Here is a 17,620-nt window from a genome sequence, read left to right on the forward strand (position 1 = left end):
ATGGGAGCAATGCGCCGGCTGCGGTCGGAGTTCTCGGCGAAAGAAACTTTAGCATCCTCTAAAGTTTATGCTGGACGGCTCGCTTGCGCCGCGATACTTAAGTTCATGCTTCACCAACCTGACCAGCTCGATCTCATGTTCCAGGCGCTGGCGGACCCGAACCGCCGGCAGATGGTGCAGCGGCTCAGCGAGGGGCCAGCGAACGTCAGCGAGCTCGCCCAGCCCTTGCAGATGACGCTGTCGGCGGTGGTGCAGCACCTCGCGGTTCTGGAAGGAGCTGGGCTGGTGCGTACGCAGAAGATCGGGCGGGTCCGCACCTGCCAGCTCGATACGCAGGCGCTGCGGGCGGCGGAGCGCTGGATCGGCGAGCGCCGCGCCCTATGGGAGCGGCGCTTCGACCGGCTCGGCGCCTTCCTCGCCGAACAGGACCAGGATTTGAAGGAGGACGGAGCATGACCGAACGGACCGTCGTCCACGCCGATTTCTCCATCGAGCGCCGCTATGAGGCGAGCCCGGCCCGCGTCTTCGCTGCTTTCGCCGATCCCATCGCGAAGAGGCGCTGGTCGGCCTGCCATGACGAAGGCGGGCTCGGCGAGCACAGGCTCGATTTCCGCGAGGGCGGCCGCGAGACCATGCGTGGCGCCCCGGCCGAAAACGGCGTCTACGCGATGAACGCGACCTTCCACGAGATCGTGCCGGAGGAGCGCATCATCTACAGCTACGAACTGCTGCGCGATGGTATCCGCCTGTCGATCTCGCTGGCGACGATCGAGTTCCATCGCGACGGCGCCGGCACCCGGCTTCGCTTCACCGAGCAGGCCGCCTTCCTCGACGGCCATGACCGGCCCGACTGGCGCGAGCAGGGCTCGCGCATCGGCTTCGACCGGCTGGCGGACTATCTCGCGCAGGAGCAGGCGCCAGCCTGAACCGCAGCCGTCGTCGACCAATCCCGTTTCAGCCCGCTCCTTTGCAGAAGCAGGAATGCACACTCATGTCCTTGACGCTCTATTTCCACCCGCTTTCGGGCTTCTGCCAGAAGGTGCTGGTTGCGCTCTACGAGAACGAGACACTGTTTACGCCGCAGCTCGTCAATTTCGGCGATGCCACCGAGCGCGCCGATTTCCTGAAGCTCTGGCCGATCGGCAAGTTCCCGCTGCTGCGCGACGACAGCAATGGAAGGCTGATCCCGGAGACCAGCCTGATCATCGAATATCTCGCTCTGCACTATCCCGGCCCGATGACGCTGCTGCCGGAGAATCCGGTCGAGGCGCTCGAAGTCCGGCGGCTCGACCGCCTCTTCGATCTCCATGTCGCCATTCCCATGCAGAAGGTGGTGCTCGACCGGCTGCGCCCGCAGGGCAGCCATGACCCGGTTGGCGTCGCCGAGGCCAGGGCGACGCTTGCGTCGGCCTATGACGTTCTGGAGGCGGAGATCGGCGGGCGGCAATGGGCGCTCGGCGACGCGTTCAGCCTGGCCGACTGCGCGGCCGCACCGGCGCTGTTCTATGGCGAGCGGGCGCTGTCCTTCCGCGACAGCCATCCACGGCTCTGGGCCTATTTCGACCGCCTGCGCACGCGTCCCTCCTATGCCCGCGCCCTGGCCGAGGCCGAGCCCTATTTCCAGTTCTTCCCGCGCGGAGAGGGCGATGCCGGGCTGTCGCGCTAGCTCAGCTGGCGGCTCTGGTTTCGGCGGGCTGCCGCGCCACGACCTCCTCATAGGCCGCGCGCAGCCGCTCCATGACGCGCGGCCCGTCATGGGGACGCAGAATCCCGAGATGGCTTTCGCGCAGTTCGTCCATGAAGTCGTCGAGCAAGGGCTGCCCGCCATCCTGCAGGATCTGCGCGCGCACCGCCATGTCCGGGGTCACCGGCTGGAAGCGCAGGCCCCAGCTCGACAATTGCGCCAGTACCGGCAGCAGCTGGATGCCCTTTTCCGTCAGGCTGTAGATCGCCTTCTGCTTGTGGCTGGGGTCATCGGCCTTGGTCAGGACGCCCGCCGCCAGCAGTGTCTTCAGCCGGTCGGCCAGGATGTTCGAGGAGATGCCCTCCTGCGAGTTGAGCAGCAATTCGCGGAAATGCCGGCGATTGCCGAACATCATGTCGCGCAGGACCAGGAGGCTCCAGGCGTCGCCGACGACTTCGAGCGTCAGATTGATCGGACAGCCCGAGCGGGGATTCGCATTCATCTTGATCTCCAGAAAACCGCTTGCAATATCGCATCAGTTTGCTTAACTCGCAACCAGTTGCAAATCGCAATCAGTTAGATCATCGACCCCAGCACCAAAGGAGACGATCATGACCGCCAATCCCGTCATCCATGCCAGCTTCACCATCGAGCGCAGCTATGCCGCCTCACCCGCCCGCGTCTTCGCCGCCTTTGCCGATCCCGCGCAGAAGCGCCGCTGGTTCGCCGAGGGCGAGGGCTGGGAGGTCGAGCAGTTCGATGTCGATTTCCGCGTCGGCGGCTTCGAGCGCAGCCGTTTCCGCTTCCAGGGCGGCCCGCCGATCACCAATGACAGCGTCTATCAGGTGATCCAGCCGAATGAGCGCATCATCCTCGCCTACGCCATGGCGATCGATGGTGCGCCGCTCTCGGGCTCGCTGCTGACCATGGAGTTCGTGCCCGAGGGCACCGGCACCAGGCTCGTCTTCACCGAGCAGGGCGCCTATCTCGACGGCAAGGACGGCCCGATCCATCGCGAGGAAGGCTCACGTGAATTGCTGGAGACGCTCGCCAAGATGCTCGGCGAGCCCGCTGACGCGGCGGCGTGAAGGAACAGGACATAGCCTGGCAATCCGCCGACGGGCTCCTCCCTTCCCCCTTGCGGGGAAGGGTACGGGAATGGGGGGCGAACGACTGGGCGAGCGGCGGCTTGTAGAAGTGGGTCGATCCCAGTTCCCTACGAATTCGCTTGGACTTTGCGCCCCACCCCTGCCCCTCCCCGCAAGGGGGAGGGGGCCCCGCGCACCCCATTCCGATCGTTCCATTCAGCCGCAGTTCATCCCCGGCCGGCTAACCGGCATGCTGGCGGCATCCGAACCGGGAAAACCCGGCGGCTGCTGCCTCCGATGCCGCGATCCGGGGGGATCTCTCGACTGTGCTGAAGGCCGTCGATCCGAACACCGTGCCTGCCGGCCCGCCATCCGATTGGCAGGTCACCAAGAGCTTCGCCCGTCTCACCGGCGGCTTCTGGCGCGGCGGCACTGCCGGCCGGGCCTGGTTCTGGTCGGTCGCGCTGGCGAGCGCGATCATCCTCTCCGTCTTCGCCAATGTCACCGTCAACCGCTGGAACGGCTGGTTCTTCGACGCGCTCGAGAAGAAGGACGGCGAGAGCGCGCTGATCGCCATGGCGGTCTTCCCGGTGCTGGTGCTGATCGCAGCCGGCCTCGGCGTCATCATCCTGGTCTCGCGCGAGACCTTCCAGGTCCATTGGCGCGCATGGGTCACGGCCAAGCTGGCCGATGGCTGGATCGGCGAGCGCCGCTTCTACCGGCTCGGCCTCTCCGGCTACGAGCCCGCCAATCCGGAATACCGCATCGCTGACGATGTCCGCTGGGCGACCGAGCCGGTGGTCGACTTCGCCATCGGCCTGCTCTCGGCAGTGATCACCGCGATCACCTTCATCGGCATCCTCTGGTCGATCGGCGGCTCCCTCAGCGTCGAGATCCGGGGCGTCGCCTTCGAGATTCCCGCCTATATGGTGCTGGCCGCGATCGTCTACGCGGTGCTGGTCTCCAGCCTGATCACCTGGGTCGGCCGGCCGTTGCCGCGCCTGATCGCCGCCCGCAACGAGGGCGAGGCGCGCCTGCGCTTCTCGCTGATGCGCATCCGCGACCATGGCGAGACGATCGCGCTCTCGCGCGCCGAAACCGGCGAGCGCCGCGCCGTCGCCGCGACCTATGACACGCTGGTGACACGCTGGCTGGCGATGATCCGCCAGCGTGGTCGTTTGACCTGGATCACCAATGGCAGTGGCGCCCTCGTCCCGGTCGTACCGCTGCTGCTGGCGGCGCCGAAATACCTCTCCGGCGAAATGTCGCTCGGCGACGTCGTCCAGGTCGCCGCCGCCTTCGTCGCCGTGCAGAACGCCTTCAACTGGGTGCTCGACAACTTCATGCGCATTGCCGAATGGCTGGCCTCGGCAAGGCGCGTCAACGAGCTCGCCGTCGCGCTTCATGCGATCGAGGCCGGCGCGGCCGAGAGCGACATCGCCGTCCTGACCAGCGACGATGGCGGCCTGCGGCTGGACGATCTCACCCTGACCGATCGCGACGGCCGCACCTTGCTCGCCGATTTCTCCACGTCCCTGCCCGCGGGCGCGACGCTGCATGTCGCCGGCGAGCTCGGCCATGGCAAGGCCGCTCTGATCCAGGCGGTGGCGGGCCTCTGGCCATGGGGACGCGGCGCGGTGGTCCTGCCGGATGGCGCGCGCATCGCCGTGCTGCCGCAGCATCTGCATCTCTCGGAAGGCAGCCTGCGCGCCGCGCTCGACCCGATCGGCGGCCATAGCGACGAGGAGGCTGCTGCCGTGCTCCGACATTACGGCCTCTCCGGCTTGGTGCCGCAAATCGATCTCTCGCGCGACTGGGACAAGGCGCTGACCACCGGCGACCGCCAGCGCCTCGCTCTGGCCCGGACCGAGCTGGCGGCGCCCGATATCCTCGTGCTCGACGAAGCCACCAGCGGCCTCGAAACCGAGGCGGCGCTCGATCTCCTGTCGCGGCTGCGAACCGCGCGGCCGCAAGCGGTGATGCTGCTGATTGGCCAGAGCCCGGGTTTCACCGAAGCCGCCGACCATCACCTCACCATGCGCCGGGCCGGCGGTGTCGCCCGCATCGCCGCATCCGACATGGTGCGCCCTGCTGCGCTCGCCGAAACCGGCGCAGGCTGACGTTCAGGCGCAGTTCAGGACCTTTTCCATCCAGTGCCGGGCAATCTTCCGGTCCTTTCCGAACACGGAGCCGACAGCATGTTGAACATCTGGGACGTCTATTGGGGCCTGCGCGTCGAGCAGTGTCCCTGCGACGTGCACTTCGTCGAATGGCTGGAAGAGCAAGGGCTGACCGAGAAGCGCATCTACCATTTCGGTACCGGCGGCCATCACTATGTCGGCATCCGCTGCGCCGAGCCGGAGCTGAACAGCACGGTGCTGGGGATCACCGCCTCGCCCAAGGAATACGAGGCCTTCGTCAAGCTCGCGATCGACAATCCGACGATCACCAAGACCTACAGCGCCTATTTCGGCGACATCTACACCAGCAATGCCCGCCTGCTGCCGCGCTTCGACATCGTCACGCTCTTTCATTCCTGCGAGTTCCGCAGCGAGAAGAACGACGTCTATGGCGCGCTGACCGATCTCGAAGTGATGCAGCTCTTCACCGACCAGACCGATGCCGGCGGCTATATCCTGTTCTACACCGGCTCCTTCGCCTATGAGAGTGCCAAGCCGATCATCGCGGATTGGGCCAAATCGCGTCAGGTCGAGGAAATCGGCGAGTTCAAGACGCTCCGGGTCTTCCGCAAGACCGCCTGAGGCGATTGCCTGAAGCGCTGAACGGCGTTAATTCCGTCCCGTCGATCCATACGAACCAGGGAGGGCTGCGTGATCACGTTCTTTCGTCACCATCGTCAGCGCGGCCCCGTTCAGGCCCTGCAAGCCGGCTTGCAGGGCTGACCGCACAGGCGATCCTTTCTAGGTCTCTTCCAGGTCTGCCCTTTGTGAGGGCGTAGCGTCTTCGAGCCCGGAGCTCGGTCAGCCACGCCCATCCCCTCATCGAGCCAGGCGTTCCGCATTCGTGGTGGTCCGGGGTTAGGGACCCCGGCCGAATGACGGCGCGCGGCTCGGGCAGTTCCGAGACCGACCATGACCTTGATCACCTCGCGCAATCTCGGCGTCACGCTGGGCGCGCCCCTCTTTTCCGACCTCTCCTTCTCCCTGATGGCCGGCGACCGCCTCGGCCTCGTCGCCGCCAATGGCCGTGGCAAGTCGACCTTGCTGCGCTGCCTAGCCGGCTCTTTCGAGCCGTCCATCGGCGAGATCACGCGCTCGCGCGGCCTGCGCATCGGCCATGTCGAGCAGGACGCCCCGCCGCACTTGCTGGGCCAACCGGTCGACCAGCTTCTGCTCGGCCAGCTGCCGGCCGAGCAGCGCGAGAGCGAGCATTGGCGCGTCGGCGTCGCGCTCGACGGGCTCGCTGTGCCGATGGAATCGCGCCGGCGCCCGCTCGGACAGTTGAGCGGCGGCTGGCAGAGGCTCGTCCTGCTCGCGCGCGCAGGCATCGCCGAGCCGGATCTGTTGCTGCTCGACGAGCCGACCAATCATCTCGATCTCGCCCGCATCGGCCTGCTGGAGAGCTGGCTCGCCGCTCTGCCGCGCGACATGGCCGTGATCCTGTCGAGCCACGACCGTGCCTTCCTCGATGCGACGACCAATCGGACGCTGTTCCTGCGGCAGGAGCGCTCGCGCCTGTTCGCGCTGCCTTACTCCCAGGCTCGCGCGGCACTGGATGAGAGCGATGCCGCGATGGCTCGCCAGCATGAGCGCGACCTCAAGGCCGTCCAGCAGATGCGGCGGCAGGCGGCGAAGCTGAACAATCTCGGCATCAACTCCGGCAGCGACCTCCTGCTGAGCAAGACCAAGCAGCTCAAGCGCCGGGCCGACGAACTCGAAGCTTCAGCGCGTCCGGCCCATCGCGAGCGCTCGGCCGGCGCGATCAGGCTCGCTGGCAGCGCGACGCATGTGCGGGCGCTGGTCGAGCTCGACGACGTCGCGGTCGAGACGCCAGACGGGCGGCTTCTGTTCAGGAGCGGCAAGCGCTGGATCGGCCCCGGCGACCGCATCGTGCTGCTCGGTCTGAACGGCGCCGGCAAGTCGCGCTTCGTCGGCATGCTCCACAAGGCGATTGCAGGTGACGAGCAGCCCGGCATCAAGCCGACGCCCTCGCTGGTGCTGGGCTATGCCAGCCAGAGTCTCGCCGAATTGCCCGATGCCGAGACTCCGCATGGGCTGATCAGCCGGCGCTTCGATGTTGGCGACCAGCCGGCCCGCGGCCTGCTCGCCGGCGCCGGTATCGTCATCGATCGCCAGATCGGGCCGATCGGCGCGCTCTCGGGCGGACAGCGGGCGCGGCTCGCCATGCTGGCGCTGCGCCTGGCCCGGCCGAACTTCTACTTGCTGGACGAGCCGACCAACCATCTCGACATCGAGGGGCAGGAGGCGCTGGAGACCGAGCTCACTGCCGGCGAGACCAGCTGCCTCCTCGTCTCGCATGATCGCAGCTTCGTTCGGGCCGTCGGCAACCGCTTCTGGCGTATCGACAAGCGGCGACTGGTCGAGGTCGACGATCCCGAAGTCTTCTTCGAGGAGGTGCTGGAGGCGCAGGGCTAGTCGTCTCCATCACGCCGATTGAAAGTTGCCGGCGCGTCCTGCGCCGGCCTCATGGCGCGCATTCGTCGCGCCATCCTGCCTTGTGCATCGCGGCGAAGGCGCTATCTCTCGGGTCCGGCCGCCAAGGCCAGCCGCCAGCAATCCGCCTTGCCCACCGCAGCCGCGCATGGGCGCAACCCGACAAGAGCACCGATGTCGTTCGGCCCGCACGAGCCAGGAATGCCGCTGCGCAAGCGCAGCCGCTGGTGGTGGCTCGGCCCGCTCGCGTCCTCGGTGATCTTCATCGCCTCGCTGGTGGTGCTCTATTACATCGTCCGAGAGATCGAGCCGGCCGAGATCGCCAGCACCTTCTCGCGGACGAGCTGGCGCCAGATCGGGTTGGCGCTCGGTTTCACCGCGCTGAGCTATCTGCTGCTCACCGGCTATGACGCATTAGCGCTGAAGCGGCTCGGCCTCTCGATCCCCTATCGGACCACGGCGCTCGCCTCCTTCACCAGCTATTCCGTCGCCTTCACCCTCGGCTTTCCGATCGTGACCGGCGGCACGGTGCGCTACTGGGTCTATTCGGCCAAGGGCGTGCGCGCCTCCGAGGTCGCGAGCCTCACCGTGATCGCCGGCCTGACCTTCTGGCTCGGGCTGGGCATGATCCTCTGCGCCAGCCTGTTCTATGCGACGGATGCGGTGGCGCAGCTGGCGCGGACCTCGCCGCTGGTGATCCAGGCGGTCGGCGTCGCCGTCGCGCTCGGCACGCTCGGCTATCTCGCCTGGGTCGCGACCGGCGAGCGCACCTTGCGGGTCAGCGGCTGGAACCTGCCGCTGCCGGGCCTCGGCGTCACGCTGGCGCAGATGCTGCTCGGTGCCGCCGAGGTCTGTGCAGCCGCTGCCGTGCTCTTCGTCCTGCTGCCGGGCGGGCACAATCTCGAATATCCGGCCTTCCTCGCGGCCTATATCTTCGCCTGTCTGATCGGCATCGCCAGCCATGCGCCCGGAGGCGCTGGCGTGTTCGAGGCGACCATGCTGCTGGCGCTCAATCGCCTGCCCTATGAGCAGGTGGTCGGCGCGCTCGTGTTGTTCCGGATCATCTACTACATCCTCCCGTTCATCCTGGCCCTGGTGCTGCTGGCATTGAACGAGATGATCCGTCGCATCAGGCGGCACGAGATCTGAGGCGCAGCCCTGTCGAGCATGACCAGGCGAGCGCGAGCTTGACGTAACGCCCCACCGACGCCAACTCGATTCTGCCGGGTGGGTGTTGAGGCCGCTGGCGGCCCGTGGGAGAGCGATTGGACACGACGAGCCTCATCGACGAGATCTACGAGGCGGCCGTCGTGCCGGAGCGATGGGCGGGTGTGCTCGACCGGCTGGCGGCGCGTGCCGGCGGCGTCGGCACGATCCTGTTCGCGGCCTCGCCGAACCGGTTCCAGTGGACCTCGTCCAAGGCCATCCATGCCATCACGGCCGAATGGGTCGCCTCGTCGTTCGTCGTGGATAATCTGCGGGGTAAGCGCCTGGTTCCGCTCTTCGAGCCGCGTTTCCTGACCGATCTCGACGCGATTACGCCCGAGGAACTGGAACAGGACCCGTTCTATCGCGATTTCCTCAGGCCACGCGGCTGGGGCTGGTGCGTCGGCACCTCGATCCGCTCGCCCAGCGGCGACAGCATCGTCTTCTCGATCGAGCGCCTTTATGCCGACGGCCCGGTTCCGCGCGAGACGGCCGCGGCGCTCGACCAGTTCCGGCCGCATCTGGCCCGGGCCTCGATCATCGCGGCGCGCCTCGGCCTCGAGCGGGCGCGCGCCAGCGTGGCGGCACTGGAGCTGGTCGGTCTGCCGGCCGCCATCATCACAGGCCGCCATAGCGTGCTTGCGGCCAACGAGCTGATCGTGAAATGCGCTGCCGTCGGGATCGGCGCCTTCGATCGCGTGCGCCTCACCGATCCCGTGGCCAATGAGCGCCTGCAGCGGCATCTCGATGCGGCCGGAGATGCGGGCCTGTCATTCCCGATCCGCGCGAGCGGCGAGCGGCCTGCCTTCGTCGCGCATCTGGTTCCGCTCAGGCGGGCCGGGCTCGATGTCTTCTCCGGCGCGGCCCAGCTGTTCTATCTCACCGAGGTCGGCCGCAGCGAAGCTCCGTCTGCCGCCATCCTCGAAGCCTTGTTCGATCTCAGCCCCGCCGAAGCGAGGGTCACGCGGCTGTTGCTGGCGGGCGGCACGGTTGCCGGCATCGCCACCAGCCAGGGCATCCGGCCTGAAACCGTCCGGGGCCAACTCAAATCCGTCTTCGCCAAGACGGATGTGCGTCGCCAGGCCGAACTGATCCAGCTCCTCGGCGGCATTCAGGCTCCCGGCACGCCGGGCTTCGGCCTGGGAGGAGCAGCCGGGACCGGCACGCGCGGATAGCACTTCCTCGTCCGGGGGAATTGCGCTGCACTATCGCTCCGGCATAAGACGCCTCGCCGCAAGCCACGCAAAGGCAGGAGCCGCATGCACGCTTTGGTCGACCCAAAGGCGCCCGTCACTGCGGCGCTGATCGAGGCCATCGGCGTTCCCGCCGTGCTGCTCGACCCGCAGGGCGTGATCCAGGCGCTGAGCCCGACAGCGCCGGCGCTGGTCACTGCGCTCGCCAAGGGCAAGCCGCTTGCCCTGGTGATGCGCGATCCCGATCTGATCGATGCTATCGAGCAGGTCTCGCGCCATGGTGGCCGCCGCGCCGTCGAATTGATCGAGCGCGTGCCGGTCGAGCGGACCTTCCGCATCCACATCGCCGCGCTCGCCGGCAGCGGCTGGCGCCGGGCCGTGCTGCTGACCTTCGAGGACCTTAGCGAGCAGCGCATGACCGAGCGCATGCGCGTCGACTTCGTCGCCAATGCCAGCCACGAATTGCGCACCCCGCTGGCCTCCGTGCTCGGCTTCGTCGAGACCCTGCAGGGACCGGCGCGCAACGATGCCGCCGCCCGTGACCGCTTCCTGACGATCATGCGTGAGCAGGGCCTGCGCATGGCGCGCCTGGTCGACGATCTGCTCTCGCTCTCGCGCATCGAATTGCGCGCCCATCTCGCGCCGGAGACGCCGGTCGACCTCGCCAGCATCGCTCGCGAGATCCTGGACTCGCTCGTGCTGATGGCGCGCGAGCGCGAGGTGACGCTGAAGCTCGACATTCCGCAGCACCCCGTCACCGTCGCCGGCGACCGCGACGAATTGCTGCGGCTGATGGAGAATCTGGTCGAGAACGCGATCAAATATGGCCAGCGCGGCGGTGAGGTCGGTATCACCGTCGGGATATCCGGCGACGAGGCCAGCCTCAGCGTGCGCGACGACGGGCCGGGCATCGCGCCGGAGCATCTGCCGCGCCTGACCGAGCGCTTTTATCGCGTCGATACCGCTGCGAGCCGCGAAGCCGGCGGCACGGGCCTCGGCCTCGCCATCGTCAAGCACATCGTCCTGCGCCATCGCGGCCGGCTGACGATCGAGAGCGTCGTCGGCCAGGGCGCGACCTTCCGGGCGATCCTGCCGCGCCTTCCCGCGGCGGTCCGTTAACGATTTGTGACGAGGACGGGTGCGCTTTCATGACTGTGTGTCATCCAGCTGTCATATAGCCGGTGTTCTAGCAGGGCCGCTGCACTTGCGATCCGAAAGAGGACATCTGATGCGCAAACTTCTCATTCTCACGGCCGCTGCAATCGGCCTGACGGGCGCTGCCCAGGCTGCCGACATCACCGGCGCCGGCGCGACCTTCCCCTTCCCGATCTATTCGAAGTGGGCCGAGGCCTACAAGAAGGAGAGCGGCGTCGGCCTGAACTATCAGTCGATCGGCTCGGGCGGCGGCATCCGCCAGATCAAGGCGAAGACCGTCGCCTTCGGCGCCACCGACGCCCCGCTCAAGGGCGAGGACCTCACCAAGGACGGCCTGATCCAGTTCCCGACCGTGATGGGCGGCGTCGTTCCGGCGGTCAACATCGCCGGTGTCGAGCCGGGCAAGCTCAAGCTCTCGGGCGAGCTGATCGCCGAGATCTACATGGGCACCGTCAAGAAGTGGAACGACCCGAAGATCGTCGCCCTGAACGCCGACCTCAAGCTGCCCGACGCCAACATCAACCCGGTCTACCGTTCGGACGGCTCGGGCACGACCTTCGTCTTCACCGACTACCTCTCCAAGGTCTCGGCCGACTGGAAGTCGAAGATCGGCACCAACACGGCCGTGCAGTGGCCGGTCGGCATCGGCGGCAAGGGCAATGAGGGCGTCTCCGCTTCGGTCAAGCAGGTCGCCAACTCGATCGGCTACGTCGAATACGCCTATGCCAAGCAGAACAAGCTGGCCCACGCCCTCGTCAAGAACGCCGACGGCAACTTCCCGGCTCCGGACGACAAGGCCTTCCAGGCCGCCGCCGCCAACGCCAACTGGAACGAGGCTCCCGGCTTTGGCATCTCGCTGAACAACCAGAAGGGCGCCCAGGCCTGGCCGATCACCTCCGCCACCTTCCTGCTCGTGCACGCCAAGCCCGAGAAGCCGGAAGAGGTGCAGGCCGCGCTGAAGTTCGTCGACTGGGCCTATAAGAGCGGCGACCAGCTCGCCCTCGACCTCGACTACGTGCCGCTGCCGGCCAACGTCAAGGATCAGGTCCGCAACGCCTGGAAGGGCGTCACCGATCCGGCGGGCAAGCCGATCTTCTGATCGCTCCCGCACGAGAATACCGGGCGGGGGCCGGCCACGGCCCCCGCTTCCGCGACGACCAGAATATCGTTTCGCCCCGATAGTCGCCTTTCGAGACCGGAGTAACCACGGATGGCTGCCGTGACCGATCAGTTCGCCGCGTCGAGCGCGCCGCCGCGCAAGACCCCGATGGGGACCTTCGATCTCATCTTCCGCAATGCCAGCTTCCTGGCGGCGCTGTTCGTGCTGGTGCTGCTCGCTGGCATCATGGTCTCGATGGTCATCGGCGGCTGGCCGGCCTTCCGCGAGTTCGGCTTCGGCTTTCTGACCTCGAGCGTCTGGGACACCCAGAACGAGCAGTACGGCGCCTGGCCCGCCATCGTCGGCACCCTGTCGACCGCGCTGATCGCGCTCGTCGTCGGCGTCCCGCTCTCGCTGGGGATCGCCGTCTTCCTGACGCAGCTCGCCCCGCCCTGGTTCAAGCAGCCGGTCTCGACCGCGATCGAACTGCTCGCCGCCGTGCCGTCGATCATCTATGGCATGTGGGGGCTGTTCGTCTTCGCGCCGCTGTTCGCCGCCTATGTCCAGATCCCGCTCTCGAACATCGTCGAGGGCATGCCGATCGTCGGCACCATCCTCTATTCGCGCTCGCCCTCGGGCCTGGGCATCCTGACCGCCGGGATCATCCTGGCCTTCATGATCATCCCCTTCATCGCCTCGATCACCCGCGACATGCTTGACCAGATTCCGTCGGTGCTGCGTGAGAGCGCTTATGGAATTGGGGCCACGACATGGGAAGTCGTGCGCCATGTCCTGGTGCCGCAGGCCGGCGTTTCGATCATCGGCGCGATCATGCTCGGCCTCGGCCGCGCGCTCGGCGAGACCATGGCGGTCACCTTCGTCGTCGGCAACGCCAACCGACTCTCGGCCTCGGTCATGGACCCGGGCTCGACCATCGCCTCGCGCATCGCCAACGAGTTCAACGAGGCGCTCGGCCTGCAGCTCAACGCGCTGATCGCGCTCGGCTGCATCCTGTTCTTCGTCACCTTCGTCGTCCTCGTCATCGCGCGCCTTCTGGTGGCGCGGGTGAAGCGCTACTGAGCGGAGCTGGACCCATGACCATGGCGACATCTGCCAAGACCACGGCCGCCCCGCATGTCGAATGGGGCCGCGTGCGACCCGCCCGCCGCACCGCCGACCGGATGATGAAGATCATCGCGACGAGCTTCACCCTGATCGCGATCGTCGTGCTGTTCTGGATCCTCGGCATGCTGATCGTGAAGGGGCTGGGCGGGCTCTCCGCCTCGACCTTCACCCAGATCACGCCCGGACCTGGCACCGAGGGCGGCGGCCTCGCCAATGCCATCGTCGGCTCGATCGTGCTGACCCTGCTCGGCATCGTCGTGGCGACCCCGATCGGCGTGCTCGCCGGCACCTATCTCGCCGAGTACGGCAAGGCCTCGAAGCTCGCCGACCTGATCCGCTTCATCAACGACATCCTGCTCTCGGCGCCCTCGATCCTGATCGGCCTGTTCGTCTACGTGATCATGGTCGAGCCCTTCCGCGGCTATTCCGGCTGGGCCGGCGGCGTCGCGCTCGGCATCATCGCGATCCCGGTGATCGTGCGCACCACCGAGGACATGCTGCGCCTCGTTCCGGGTTCGCTGCGCGAGGCGGGTGCCGCGCTCGGCGCCCCGCCCTCCGTCGTCATCACCTCGGTGACCTGGCGTGCCGCGAAGTCCGGCATGGTCACCGGCATCCTGCTGGCGCTCGCCCGCATCGCCGGCGAGACCGCACCGCTGATCTTCACCGCGCTCAACAACAATTTCTGGTTCTCGCCGAACCTGGTCGGCGGCGTCTCCAACCTGCCGGTGACGATCTACCAGTTCGCCTCGGCCCCTTACGAGAACTGGCAGCAGCTCGCCTGGGCGGGGTCGTTGATCATCACCGTCTCAATCCTCGTGCTTTCCATCATCGCCCGGCGCATCGTGCGCGGCGGCAAGTGAACAGCGTCCGATCGGAAGGACCATGCAGATGCTCTCGACCCTGGAACTGAGCCCGCAGTCGCTGGACGCCGAGGCTCCCGTCCGCATCGCCGTCAAGAACCTCGATTTCTACTACGGCGAGCACAAGGCGCTGAAGAACATCAATCTCGATTTCCGCGACCGCCACGTCACGGCGCTGATCGGCCCGTCCGGCTGCGGTAAGTCGACCCTGCTGCGCATCTTCAACCGCATCTATTCGCTCTATCCCGAGCAGCGCGCCACCGGCGAGATCCTGCTCGACGGCCGCAACATCATCTCCAACAATGTCGACGTGAACGAACTGCGCTCGCGCATCGGCATGGTCTTCCAGAAGCCGACGCCGTTCCCGATGTCGATCTACGACAACGTCGCCTTCGGCATCCGCCTCTATGAGAAGCCGCCGAAGTCGGAGCTCGACGATCGCGTCGAGGGCGCACTGCGCCGCGCCGCCCTCTGGGACGAGGTCAAGGACAAGCTGAGGAGCTCCGGCATGGGCCTGTCCGGCGGCCAGCAGCAGCGCCTGTGCATCGCCCGCACCATCGCCCAGAAGCCCGAGGTCATCCTGTTCGACGAGCCGACCTCGGCGCTCGACCCGATCTCGACCGGCAAGATCGAGGACCTGCTCGAGCAGCTGAAGAGCGACTTCACCATCGTCATCGTCACCCACAACATGCAGCAGGCGGCGCGCATCTCGCAGTACACCGCCTTCATGTATCTCGGTGAGGTGATCGAATTCGACGCCACCAACACCATCTTCATGAACCCGCACAAGAAGCAGACGCAGGACTACGTCACCGGCCGTTTCGGCTGACATCCTGAAATCGTCGGCAGCCCCGAAGGATACGCCCCGATGTCCGACCATATCGTCCGCTCCTATGATGCCGATCTCGAGGGCCTGCGCCGCAGCCTCGCCGAGATGGGCGGCATGTCCGAGCGCATGCTCGGCGACTCGACGGTCGCGCTGGTGCGCCGCGACACCGCGCTCGCCCAGAAGATCATCAGCGCCGACCAGCGCCTCGACAATCTCCAGCGCGATGTCGAGGAGAAGGCGGTGCTGACCATTGCCCGGCGCCAGCCGCTCGCCAACGACCTACGCGAGCTGATCTCGGCGATCCGCATCGCGGCCGATATCGAGCGCGTCGGCGATCTCGCCAAGAACATCGCCAAGCGCGCCGTCGCGATCTCTGGCCAGTTCTCGCCGCCACATCGCGCCGTGGTCGGGCTCGAGCATATGAGCCGCCTGGTCCAGGCCCAGCTCAAGGACGTGCTCGACGCCTACGCTGCGAGCAACGAGCAGAAGGCGATGGAGGTCTGGCGCCGCGACGATGAGATCGACGCGCTCTATACCTCGCTGTTCCGCGAGCTCCTCACCTACATGATGGAGGACCCGCGCAACATCACCTTCTGCACGCATCTCCTGTTCTGCGCCAAGAACGTCGAGCGCATCGGCGACCACACCACCAACATCGCCGAGACCATCCACTATCTCGTTACCGGCCAGTCGATCGACGAGAGCCGGCCGAAGCTCGACACCACCAACATCCTCGTCGACCTGCCGGCGGCCAATGGCTGAACCGGCGGGGCTTGAACGGACCCTGACATGCCCGCACGCATCCTGATCGTCGAGGACGAGGAGCCGCTCACCCTGCTCCTGCGCTACAATCTCGAGGCCGAGGGCTTCGAGGTCGACAGCGTGGCGCGCGGCGACGACGCCGAACTGCATCTGCGCGACCATACGCCGGACCTCGTCCTGCTCGACTGGATGCTGCCCGGCCTCTCCGGCATCGAGCTCTGCCGGCGCCTGCGCACCCGCCGCGACACCGAGCGCGTGCCGATCATCATGCTGACTGCCCGCGGCGAGGAGACCGAGCGCGTGCGCGGCCTCGCTACCGGCGCTGATGATTATGTCGTCAAGCCGTTCTCGCTGCCCGAGCTGATCGCCCGCATCCAGGCGCTGCTGCGCCGCGCCAAGCCCGGCCATGTCGCCGGCCTGCTCGCGGCCGGCGATCTCGAGCTCGACCGCACGACGCGGCGCGTCCGCCGGGCTGGTGCCGAACTGCATCTCGGCCCGACCGAGTTCCGCCTGCTCGAATTCCTGATGCAGGCGCCGGGCCGGGTCTATTCGCGGGCGCAGCTGCTCGACGCCGTCTGGGGCCGCGACGTCTATATCGACGAGCGCACCGTCGACGTCCATGTCGGGCGCCTGCGCAAGGCGATCACCCCGGCCAACGCCAAGGATCCGCTGCGTACGGTGCGCGGCGCCGGCTACGCCTTCGACGAGACGTTTGCGCGGGGTTGATCGCGTTCGTCAGCGCGGTGCGGCGATGACGACAGCCGCGCCGGCAAGGCAGAGCGCCGCGCCGGCCAGGTCGTAACGGTCGGGCGCGACCTTCTCGACCAGCGCCATCCAGGCCAGAGACGCCACGATGTAGACGCCGCCATAGGCGGCGAAGGCGCGCCCGGCGGCGGGGCTGTCGACCAGCGTCAGCAGCCAGGCGAAGGTTGCGAGAAAGACGAGGCCTGGCAGCAGCCACCAGACCGGCTTGTCGAGCTTCAGCCAGGCCCAGAAGGCAAAGCAGCCGGCGATCTCGGCCAAGGCCGCGCCGAGATAGATCGCGATCGTAGCCATCACGTCCTCCTGCCAGCCCTGGTCATGAAAAAGCCGGCCCACAGGCCGGCTTCCGTAAACGTTTCGCGAGTGCCTGTCGTCAGGCGCGGGCGACCTTGCTGCGGTCGCGGCGGCGATCCGCTGCCGGCTGGTAGGCGATGCGGGCGTGATAGGCGCAATAGGGCAGGCCGGTCGCGCTGCGGCCGCCGCAAAAGCGGAATTCCGGCGAAGTCGGATCGCCCATCGGCCAGCGGCACATGTATTCGCGCAGGTCCATGATCGTGACCCGCTCGGAAAACGGCACCACCACGTCTTCGGACGGCGCCGGCGCGCGCTCGACCTGCGCCTCCGCTTCGATCTCGGGCGAGAACTGTGGGGCGAGGGCGGTATTGCCGCGGGTCAGCCCGGCGCCGCCGCTCTGATGGCCAGCCGGATGGCTCGGCGGACGGGCGGCAGGCTTGCGCGGACGCGGCGTCGCCGAGCCCGGGCTCTTGGCCCGGCCGGACAGGCCGAGCCGATGAACCTTCCCGATGACGGCGTTGCGCGTGACATTGCCGAGTTCCGCCGCGATCTGGCTCGCGCTCAGGCCGTCATTCCAGAGCTTCTTGAGCAGTTCGACGCGTTCGTCGGTCCAGGCTCCGGCTTCGGTCATGGAGTTGCACCTGTCTTCGTCATGCCCCGCCAGCGTGCCGGCGAGGCATAGGGAGAGATCATGGCGGAATCCGATACCGGCAGCGTCCGCCGCAAAACGGAAGCCGTTACGCCCGGGACTGACGATACTGGAGACGCCGCACGAGATGTCGTATCTGACGAAGAGGACCATACAAGATGGCCTGACTCGGCCACAAGAGTCGCCGAATCGTAATTCGGCTTTTCCCCAGCCAATCACCGCAGACGGCGGAACAGTGAGTCCAATCGGCAACGCTGCCGCGAGAGCCGGATCCGATCAG

Annotated in this window: 19 protein-coding genes; 16 read left to right on the forward strand and 3 right to left on the reverse strand. The window is 67.0% G+C overall.

Translation table 11 applies throughout. The annotated features are described in order from the left end of the window. Positions 1-105: 105 nt before the first annotated feature. The 3 genes from ACQKLX_RS20070 to ACQKLX_RS20080 all read left to right on the forward strand — a co-directional run bounded on the left by ACQKLX_RS20070 (position 106) and on the right by ACQKLX_RS20080 (position 1,666). Positions 106-456: an ArsR/SmtB family transcription factor gene (locus tag ACQKLX_RS20070; RefSeq protein WP_427363322.1), complete on the forward strand. Its 351-nt coding sequence runs from the start codon at positions 106-108 to the stop codon at positions 454-456. Next, on the forward strand, positions 453-926 hold the full coding sequence (locus tag ACQKLX_RS20075; protein WP_427363323.1) for an SRPBCC family protein: 474 nt from the start codon (positions 453-455) through the stop codon (positions 924-926). Before ACQKLX_RS20070 ends, ACQKLX_RS20075 begins: the two co-directional genes overlap by 4 nt. A gap of 65 nt (positions 927-991) precedes the next feature. Then, on the forward strand, positions 992-1,666 hold the full coding sequence (locus ACQKLX_RS20080) for a glutathione S-transferase family protein (protein WP_427363324.1): 675 nt from the start codon (positions 992-994) through the stop codon (positions 1,664-1,666). A gap of 1 nt (position 1,667) precedes the next feature. On the opposite strand, the gene ACQKLX_RS20085 is transcribed toward ACQKLX_RS20080, so the two are convergent. After that, positions 1,668-2,186 (reverse strand): winged helix-turn-helix transcriptional regulator, encoded by a 519-nt coding sequence (locus ACQKLX_RS20085; RefSeq protein ID WP_427363325.1) that lies wholly within the window; start codon positions 2,184-2,186, stop codon positions 1,668-1,670. Between the two features lie 109 nt (positions 2,187-2,295). On the opposite strand from ACQKLX_RS20085, the gene ACQKLX_RS20090 reads away from it, so the two are divergent. From ACQKLX_RS20090 to phoB, 13 genes are all read left to right on the forward strand, one after another. Next, positions 2,296-2,772: an SRPBCC family protein gene (locus ACQKLX_RS20090; RefSeq protein WP_427363326.1), complete on the forward strand. Its 477-nt coding sequence runs from the start codon at positions 2,296-2,298 to the stop codon at positions 2,770-2,772. A gap of 326 nt (positions 2,773-3,098) precedes the next feature. Further along, positions 3,099-4,892: an ABC transporter ATP-binding protein/permease gene (locus tag ACQKLX_RS20095; protein WP_427363327.1), complete on the forward strand. Its 1,794-nt coding sequence runs from the start codon at positions 3,099-3,101 to the stop codon at positions 4,890-4,892. Between the two features lie 78 nt (positions 4,893-4,970). Then, entirely contained in the window at positions 4,971-5,534 is a 564-nt protein-coding gene (locus ACQKLX_RS20100; protein WP_427363328.1) for a hypothetical protein, read from the forward strand. A 330-nt stretch (positions 5,535-5,864) separates the two neighbouring features. After that, positions 5,865-7,388, forward strand: a complete 1,524-nt coding sequence (locus ACQKLX_RS20105) for an ABC-F family ATP-binding cassette domain-containing protein (protein WP_427363329.1) — start codon at positions 5,865-5,867, stop codon at positions 7,386-7,388. A 219-nt stretch (positions 7,389-7,607) separates the two neighbouring features. Beyond that, positions 7,608-8,555, forward strand: coding sequence for a lysylphosphatidylglycerol synthase domain-containing protein (locus ACQKLX_RS20110; protein WP_427363330.1), 948 nt, complete (start codon positions 7,608-7,610; stop codon positions 8,553-8,555). A gap of 116 nt (positions 8,556-8,671) precedes the next feature. After that, positions 8,672-9,787, forward strand: a complete 1,116-nt coding sequence (locus tag ACQKLX_RS20115; RefSeq protein ID WP_427363331.1) for a helix-turn-helix transcriptional regulator — start codon at positions 8,672-8,674, stop codon at positions 9,785-9,787. An 84-nt stretch (positions 9,788-9,871) separates the two neighbouring features. Beyond that, on the forward strand, positions 9,872-10,924 hold the full coding sequence (locus tag ACQKLX_RS20120) for an ATP-binding protein (RefSeq protein WP_427363332.1): 1,053 nt from the start codon (positions 9,872-9,874) through the stop codon (positions 10,922-10,924). Positions 10,925-11,033: 109 nt separating this feature from the next. Then, entirely contained in the window at positions 11,034-12,059 is a 1,026-nt protein-coding gene (gene pstS / locus ACQKLX_RS20125; protein WP_427363333.1) for a phosphate ABC transporter substrate-binding protein PstS, read from the forward strand. Positions 12,060-12,170: 111 nt separating this feature from the next. Beyond that, positions 12,171-13,139: a phosphate ABC transporter permease subunit PstC gene (gene pstC / locus ACQKLX_RS20130; RefSeq protein WP_427363334.1), complete on the forward strand. Its 969-nt coding sequence runs from the start codon at positions 12,171-12,173 to the stop codon at positions 13,137-13,139. A 14-nt stretch (positions 13,140-13,153) separates the two neighbouring features. Then, positions 13,154-14,044: a phosphate ABC transporter permease PstA gene (gene pstA / locus ACQKLX_RS20135; RefSeq protein ID WP_427363335.1), complete on the forward strand. Its 891-nt coding sequence runs from the start codon at positions 13,154-13,156 to the stop codon at positions 14,042-14,044. Positions 14,045-14,066: 22 nt separating this feature from the next. After that, positions 14,067-14,873: a phosphate ABC transporter ATP-binding protein PstB gene (gene pstB, locus ACQKLX_RS20140; protein ID WP_427363336.1), complete on the forward strand. Its 807-nt coding sequence runs from the start codon at positions 14,067-14,069 to the stop codon at positions 14,871-14,873. 39 nt (positions 14,874-14,912) lie between these two features. Next, a complete protein-coding gene (gene phoU / locus ACQKLX_RS20145) occupies positions 14,913-15,635 on the forward strand; it encodes a phosphate signaling complex protein PhoU (RefSeq protein WP_427363337.1) in 723 nt (240 codons plus the stop codon). A gap of 27 nt (positions 15,636-15,662) precedes the next feature. Continuing rightward, positions 15,663-16,361, forward strand: a complete 699-nt coding sequence (gene phoB / locus ACQKLX_RS20150) for a phosphate regulon transcriptional regulator PhoB (RefSeq protein WP_092160030.1) — start codon at positions 15,663-15,665, stop codon at positions 16,359-16,361. Between the two features lie 9 nt (positions 16,362-16,370). Here phoB and ACQKLX_RS20155 read toward each other — a convergent pair whose 3' ends face one another. Next, positions 16,371-16,691 carry a YnfA family protein gene (locus tag ACQKLX_RS20155; RefSeq protein ID WP_427363338.1) on the reverse strand — a complete coding sequence of 107 codons (321 nt, stop codon included), beginning with the start codon at positions 16,689-16,691 and terminating at the stop codon, positions 16,371-16,373. A 79-nt stretch (positions 16,692-16,770) separates the two neighbouring features. Next, the gene (locus ACQKLX_RS20160; protein ID WP_427363339.1) at positions 16,771-17,322 is read right to left on the reverse strand and encodes a GcrA family cell cycle regulator; all 552 of its coding nucleotides are present in this window, start codon (positions 17,320-17,322) and stop codon (positions 16,771-16,773) included. Positions 17,323-17,620 lie beyond the last annotated feature (298 nt).

This window comes from Allobosea sp. NPDC003192 (assembly GCF_050275675.1).
In the GTDB taxonomy this organism is placed as follows: Bacteria; Pseudomonadota; Alphaproteobacteria; order Rhizobiales; family Beijerinckiaceae; genus Allobosea.

Coding starts and splice junctions, on each gene's coding strand:
- ACQKLX_RS20105 (WP_427363329.1), top strand. CDS start 5,865: ATGACCTTGATCACCTCGCGCAATCTCGGCGTCACGCTGGGCGCGCCC.
- pstS (WP_427363333.1), top strand. CDS start 11,034: ATGCGCAAACTTCTCATTCTCACGGCCGCTGCAATCGGCCTGACGGGC.
- phoB (WP_092160030.1), top strand. CDS start 15,663: ATGCCCGCACGCATCCTGATCGTCGAGGACGAGGAGCCGCTCACCCTG.
- ACQKLX_RS20160 (WP_427363339.1), bottom strand. CDS start 17,322: ATGACCGAAGCCGGAGCCTGGACCGACGAACGCGTCGAACTGCTCAAG.
- ACQKLX_RS20155 (WP_427363338.1), bottom strand. CDS start 16,691: ATGGCTACGATCGCGATCTATCTCGGCGCGGCCTTGGCCGAGATCGCC.
- pstB (WP_427363336.1), top strand. CDS start 14,067: ATGCAGATGCTCTCGACCCTGGAACTGAGCCCGCAGTCGCTGGACGCC.
- ACQKLX_RS20085 (WP_427363325.1), bottom strand. CDS start 2,186: ATGAATGCGAATCCCCGCTCGGGCTGTCCGATCAATCTGACGCTCGAA.
- pstA (WP_427363335.1), top strand. CDS start 13,154: ATGACCATGGCGACATCTGCCAAGACCACGGCCGCCCCGCATGTCGAA.
- pstC (WP_427363334.1), top strand. CDS start 12,171: ATGGCTGCCGTGACCGATCAGTTCGCCGCGTCGAGCGCGCCGCCGCGC.
- ACQKLX_RS20120 (WP_427363332.1), top strand. CDS start 9,872: ATGCACGCTTTGGTCGACCCAAAGGCGCCCGTCACTGCGGCGCTGATC.
- phoU (WP_427363337.1), top strand. CDS start 14,913: ATGTCCGACCATATCGTCCGCTCCTATGATGCCGATCTCGAGGGCCTG.
- ACQKLX_RS20090 (WP_427363326.1), top strand. CDS start 2,296: ATGACCGCCAATCCCGTCATCCATGCCAGCTTCACCATCGAGCGCAGC.
- ACQKLX_RS20100 (WP_427363328.1), top strand. CDS start 4,971: ATGTTGAACATCTGGGACGTCTATTGGGGCCTGCGCGTCGAGCAGTGT.
- ACQKLX_RS20070 (WP_427363322.1), top strand. CDS start 106: ATGCTTCACCAACCTGACCAGCTCGATCTCATGTTCCAGGCGCTGGCG.
- ACQKLX_RS20110 (WP_427363330.1), top strand. CDS start 7,608: ATGCCGCTGCGCAAGCGCAGCCGCTGGTGGTGGCTCGGCCCGCTCGCG.
- ACQKLX_RS20075 (WP_427363323.1), top strand. CDS start 453: ATGACCGAACGGACCGTCGTCCACGCCGATTTCTCCATCGAGCGCCGC.
- ACQKLX_RS20080 (WP_427363324.1), top strand. CDS start 992: ATGTCCTTGACGCTCTATTTCCACCCGCTTTCGGGCTTCTGCCAGAAG.